Genomic DNA, 3,408 nt, shown 5'->3' with positions numbered 1-3,408 from the left:
GCCCGCTTCCGGGCGGCGCGGCCGTGCCGGGGGTGGCCGGCTTCCGGGCGGCGCGGGGCTACCGGCGAGTAATCCCCGGGTCTAGACTTCCGCCATGACGGCTGTGCATGTCCCGGGGACCCCGATCATCGAGGACGGCCGACTGGTCTCGACCAGCCCGGCGACGGGCGCCGAGGCCGGGCGACTCCCGGTGGCCACCGCCGAGGACGTGGCCCGGGCGGTCGACCGGGCCCGCGCCGCCGGCGAGTGGTGGGCCGGGCTCGGCTTCACCGGTCGGCGGGAGCGGCTGCTGCGCTGGCGCGGGGTGATCGCCCGCCGCATCGAGGAGCTCGCGGAGCTGGTGCACACCGAGGGCGGCAAGCCGGTCGGCGACGCCGTGGTGGAAATCCTCACCGCGCTCGAACACATCGACTGGGCCGCCCGCAACGCGCGGCGGGTGCTCGGGCCCCGGCGGGTCCGCTCCCGGCTGATCCTCGCCGAGTTCACCGGCCACCTGGAATACCAGCCGTACGGGGTGGTCGGCGTGATCGGCCCGTGGAACTACCCCGTCTTCACCCCGATCGGCTCCGCCGCGTACGCGCTCGCGGCCGGCAATGCGGTGGTGTTCAAGCCGAGCGAGTACACCCCCGCCGTCGGGCAGTGGCTGGTCGACCGGTTCGCCGAGGTGGTCCCCGAGCAGCCCGTCTTCACCGCCGTGCACGGCCTCGGCGACGTGGGCGCCGCGCTGTGCCGCTCGGGCGTGGCCAAGGTGGCCTTCACCGGCTCGACGGCCACCGCGAAGAAGGTGATGGCCGCCTGCGCCGAGTCGCTCACCCCCGTGCTGCTGGAGGCCGGCGGCAAGGACGCGATGATCGTGGACGCCGACGCCGACCTGGACGCCGCCGCCGAGGCGTGCGTGTGGGGCGCGCTCACCAACGCCGGCCAGACCTGCATCGGTATCGAACGCGTCTACGCCGTCGACCAGGTCTTCGACGCCTTCGTCGACAAGGTGGTCGCCCGGGCCGGGCGGCTGACCGTGGGCCCCGACGGCGCGGACCTCGGGCCGATCACCATGCCGTCCCAGCTCGACGTGATCCGCCGGCACATCGACGACGCCGTCGGGCGGGGCGGCCGCGCGGTGCTCGGCGGCCCCGACGCGGTCCAGCCGCCGTACGTCCACCCCACCGTGCTGGTCGACGTCCCCGAGGACTCCACCGCCGTCCGCGAGGAGACGTTCGGCCCGACGCTCACCGTCAACCGGGTTCGCGACGTCGACGAGGCCGTCGACCGGGCCAACGCCCTGTCGTACGGCCTGGGGGGTTCGGTCTTCGGCCGCAAGCGGGCGGTGGCGGTCGCCCGGCGGCTGCGCTCCGGGATGGCCTCGGTGAACTCGGCGCTCACCTTCGCCGGGATGTCCACGCTGCCGTTCGGCGGCGTCGGCGACTCCGGCTTCGGCCGAATCCACGCCGAGGACGGCCTGCGGGAGTTCGGCCGGGCCAAGTCCATTACCCGCCGGCGGGCCCGCTCGCTGCTGCCGTCGATGACCTTCGAGCGCACCCCGGCGGACGTCGCCCGCCTGGTCAAGGTCGCCAAGCTGATGTACGGCCGGAACCGCTGACCGCCCCGCTCAGAAGAGCGTCAGCTCGTCGCGCTCGATGCCGCGCAGCTTGTCGTAGTCGACCACCACGCAACGGATGCCCCGATCGGTGGCGAGCACCCGGGCCTGCGGCTTGATCTCCTGGGCGGCGAAGACGCCGGTGACCGGGGCGAGCAGCGGATCCCGGTTCATCAGCTCGAGGTAGCGGGTGAGCTGCTCCACGCCGTCGATCTCGCCGCGCCGCTTCACCTCGACGGCGACGGCGCCGGAGTTGGCGTCCCGGCAGAGCAGATCGACCGGGCCGATCGCGGTCATGTACTCCCGACGGACCAGGGTGAAACCCTCGCCGAGGGTCTCCGGATTGGCGGCCAGCAGCTCCTGCAGGTGCGCCTCCACGCCGTCCTTGCGCAGCCCCGGGTCGATGCCCAGCTCGTACGAGGTGTCCTGGAAGATCTCCTCCAGGGTGATCCGCAGCTCCTCGCCGGCCTTGTTGACCACCCGCCACACCCCGGGGGCCTCCTCCAGCCGGCACGGCGGGCTCATCCAGTTCAACGGCTTGTACGCCCGGTCGTCCGCGTGGATCGACACCGAGCCGTCCGCCTTCACCATCAGCAGCCGGGTGGCCAGCGGCAGGTGAGCCGAGAGCCGTCCGACGTAGTCCACCGCGCACTTCGCAATCACCAACCGCACCCGACGAGACTAGCCGAGGCCCCACTGTCCGCCGACGAGCGCCACTGGCGTACCGGTGCGATATTGAGATCGTGCTCGAAGTCCTCACCGGTTCCGGTCTCGCCGCTTCCGCCGGCCTGAACGCCTACATCCCCCTGCTGTTGATGGGTCTGCTGGCCCGCTACACCGACCTGGTCGACCTGCCCGGCGGCTGGCAGTGGCTGGGCAACGGCTGGGTCATTCTGATCCTCGCCGTGCTGCTCGGCATCGAGGTGGTCGCCGACAAGGTCCCGGTCGTCGACCACGTCAACGACGTGGTGCAGACGGTGGTCCGCCCCACCGCCGGCGGCCTCGCCTTCGGCGCCGGCTCCACCTCCGAGACCGTCACGGTCAGCAACCCGGACACCTTCTTCTCCTCGCACCAGTGGGTGCCGGTGGTCACCGGCGTGGTCATCGCGCTCGGCGTGCACCTGCTCAAGTCCGCCGCCCGACCGGTCATCAACGCGACCACCGCCGGCTTCGGCGCCCCGGTGGCCAGCACCGCCGAGGACGCCACCAGTGCGGTGATGTCCGTGGTGGCGATCCTGCTGCCGGTGCTGGTGCTGGTCTTCCTGGTCGGGCTGGTGGCGTCCCTGTTCTGGTTCCTGCGCCGACGCCGGGAGCGGCGGGCCGCCCGAGCTTGACCCTCCCTAGGCGAGGCGTACGCCCGCCGAGACGGCGCCGGCCGGCACCCCTGTCATACGGGTGCCGGCCGGCGTTCGTCCGACCTGCGTCGGCGCCTCAGGCGGCGGTGTGCTCAGCGGTGAAACCGATCCACGACTGCGCGCCCTGCGCAACCAGCTTGCCGCTGTCCGGCTCGCCGAACGGCAGCGCGGCGACCGCCAGGCCCTCGATCGGGCAGACGTCGGTGTGCGCGGCGAGCGGACCGGCGAGCACGGTACCGGCGAAAGCCGCACCGGCCAGACCGAGAACGCTCTTCCGGAAGATCGTGATCATCGCAGCTCCATTCGGGGTCGAGCGGGACGGCCTGCTCGGCCGTTCACCCCAACAGCCCCTGGCCACCCGCGATTCCGCCCCGCACGGGATGACGGTTAGCCGATACGCCGAAACGCCGCTGGCCGGCACCCCTGTCTCGGGGTGCCGGCCAGCGGCGTGTTGTCTTT

At 72.5% G+C, this 3,408-nt stretch carries 4 protein-coding genes; 2 read left to right on the top strand and 2 right to left on the bottom strand.

Annotated features, from left to right (window positions below; genetic code table 11):
- Positions 1 to 94: 94 nt before the first annotated feature.
- Positions 95 to 1,597 (top strand): aldehyde dehydrogenase family protein, encoded by a 1,503-nt coding sequence (locus I8N68_RS32200; protein ID WP_200216880.1) that lies wholly within the window; start codon positions 95 to 97, stop codon positions 1,595 to 1,597.
- A gap of 9 nt (positions 1,598 to 1,606) precedes the next feature.
- Here I8N68_RS32200 and nucS read toward each other — a convergent pair whose 3' ends face one another.
- A complete protein-coding gene (nucS, locus tag I8N68_RS32195) occupies positions 1,607 to 2,266 on the bottom strand; it encodes an endonuclease NucS (protein ID WP_200216879.1) in 660 nt (219 codons plus the stop codon).
- A gap of 71 nt (positions 2,267 to 2,337) precedes the next feature.
- Here nucS and I8N68_RS32190 point away from each other — a divergent pair, with 71 nt between their 5' ends.
- A complete protein-coding gene (locus I8N68_RS32190; RefSeq protein ID WP_200216878.1) occupies positions 2,338 to 2,928 on the top strand; it encodes a DUF4126 domain-containing protein in 591 nt (196 codons plus the stop codon).
- A 97-nt stretch (positions 2,929 to 3,025) separates the two neighbouring features.
- Here I8N68_RS32190 and I8N68_RS32185 read toward each other — a convergent pair whose 3' ends face one another.
- On the bottom strand, positions 3,026 to 3,241 hold the full coding sequence (locus tag I8N68_RS32185; RefSeq protein ID WP_200216877.1) for a hypothetical protein: 216 nt from the start codon (positions 3,239 to 3,241) through the stop codon (positions 3,026 to 3,028).
- Positions 3,242 to 3,408 lie beyond the last annotated feature (167 nt).

Origin of the sequence: Micromonospora coerulea (genome assembly GCF_016598485.1) — a bacterium.
Lineage (GTDB): Bacteria > Actinomycetota > Actinomycetes > Mycobacteriales > Micromonosporaceae > Micromonospora > Micromonospora coerulea.
The sequence above is the reverse complement of the archived record's forward strand: the minus strand, read 5'-3'. Positions and strand labels throughout refer to the sequence as shown.

Coding starts and splice junctions, on each gene's coding strand:
- I8N68_RS32200 (WP_200216880.1), top strand. CDS start 95: ATGACGGCTGTGCATGTCCCGGGGACCCCGATCATCGAGGACGGCCGA.
- I8N68_RS32185 (WP_200216877.1), bottom strand. CDS start 3,241: ATGATCACGATCTTCCGGAAGAGCGTTCTCGGTCTGGCCGGTGCGGCT.